The sequence below is a fragment of the Serratia sp. NPDC087055 genome (assembly GCF_044900985.1).
Lineage (GTDB): Bacteria > Pseudomonadota > Gammaproteobacteria > Enterobacterales > Enterobacteriaceae > Serratia.
Genome location: NZ_JBJDOG010000016.1, coordinates 1 through 1,721, shown reverse-complemented (window position 1 = coordinate 1,721; position 1,721 = coordinate 1). Strand labels below are relative to the sequence as shown.

1 tRNA gene and 1 rRNA gene are annotated in these 1,721 nt (G+C 49.4%); both read left to right on the top strand.

Features of this window, described 5'->3' with window-relative positions:
- Positions 1-194 precede the first annotated feature (194 nt).
- Positions 195-270, top strand: a tRNA-Glu gene (locus tag ACI2J2_RS24575).
- Positions 271-504: 234 nt separating this feature from the next.
- A 23S ribosomal RNA gene (locus tag ACI2J2_RS24570) occupies positions 505-1,721 on the top strand; the annotation flags it as partial.

The following is a 1,721-nucleotide window of genomic DNA, read 5'->3' as shown; positions in this document are numbered from 1 at the left end:
GTCGTAACAAGGTAACCGTAGGGGAACCTGCGGTTGGATCACCTCCTTACCTAATGATATTGATTCGCGTGAAGTGCTCACACAGATTGTCTGATGAAAAAGTAATGAGCAAAAGCGCTACCTGTTGATGTAATGAGTCTCTGACTCATGCTGATACGAACCGATTAAGACGTTCAGTTTAATCGGATTTTCGTGTCCCCATCGTCTAGAGGCCTAGGACACTGCCCTTTCACGGCTGTAACAGGGGTTCGAATCCCCTTGGGGACGCCAATCCGATAATGAGTGAAAGACATTATCACCGGTTAGTCATAACCAAAAAAATCTTAAAGATGACTCTTGCGAGTCGTGTTTAAGATATTGCTCTTTAACAATCTGGAACAAGCTGAAAATTGAAACATGACAGCTGAAACTTATCCCTCCGTAGAAGTATTGGGATAAGGATTAACCTGTCATAGAGTCTCTCAAATGTAGCAATACGAAAGTGGAAACACCTTCGGGTTGTGAGGTTAAGTGACTAAGCGTACACGGTGGATGCCTAGGCAGTCAGAGGCGATGAAGGGCGTGCTAATCTGCGATAAGCGTCGGTAAGGTGATATGAACCGTTATAACCGGCGATACCCGAATGGGGAAACCCAGTGCAATTCGTTGCACTATCATACGATGAATACATAGTCGTATGAGGCGAACCGGGGGAACTGAAACATCTAAGTACCCCGAGGAAAAGAAATCAACCGAGATTCCCCCAGTAGCGGCGAGCGAACGGGGAGGAGCCCAGAACCTGAATCAGTTCTTGTGTTAGTGGAAGCGTCTGGAAAGTCGCACAGTAAAGGGTGATAGTCCCGTACACTAAAATGCATTAACTGTGAGTTCGATGAGTAGGGCGGGACACGTGACATCCTGTCTGAATATGGGGGGACCATCCTCCAAGGCTAAATACTCCTGACTGACCGATAGTGAACCAGTACCGTGAGGGAAAGGCGAAAAGAACCCCGGCGAGGGGAGTGAAATAGAACCTGAAACCGTGTACGTACAAGCAGTGGGAGCACCTTCGTGGTGTGACTGCGTACCTTTTGTATAATGGGTCAGCGACTTATATTTTGTAGCAAGGTTAACCGTATAGGGGAGCCGTAGGGAAACCGAGTCTTAACTGGGCGAATAGTTGCAAGGTATAGACCCGAAACCCGGTGATCTAGCCATGGGCAGGTTGAAGGTTGGGTAACACTAACTGGAGGACCGAACCGACTAATGTTGAAAAATTAGCGGATGACTTGTGGCTGGGGGTGAAAGGCCAATCAAACCGGGAGATAGCTGGTTCTCCCCGAAAGCTATTTAGGTAGCGCCTCGTGAACTCATCTTCGGGGGTAGAGCACTGTTTCGGCTAGGGGGCCATCCCGGCTTACCAAACCGATGCAAACTCCGAATACCGAAGAATGTTATCACGGGAGACACACGGCGGGTGCTAACGTCCGTCGTGAAGAGGGAAACAACCCAGACCGCCAGCTAAGGTCCCAAAGTCATGGTTAAGTGGGAAACGATGTGGGAAGGCATAGACAGCCAGGATGTTGGCTTAGAAGCAGCCATCATTTAAAGAAAGCGTAATAGCTCACTGGTCGAGTCGGCCTGCGCGGAAGATGTAACGGGGCTAAACCATGCACCGAAGCTGCGGCAGCGACGCTTAGGCGTTGTTGGGTAGGGGAGCGTTCTGTAAGCCGTTGAAGGTG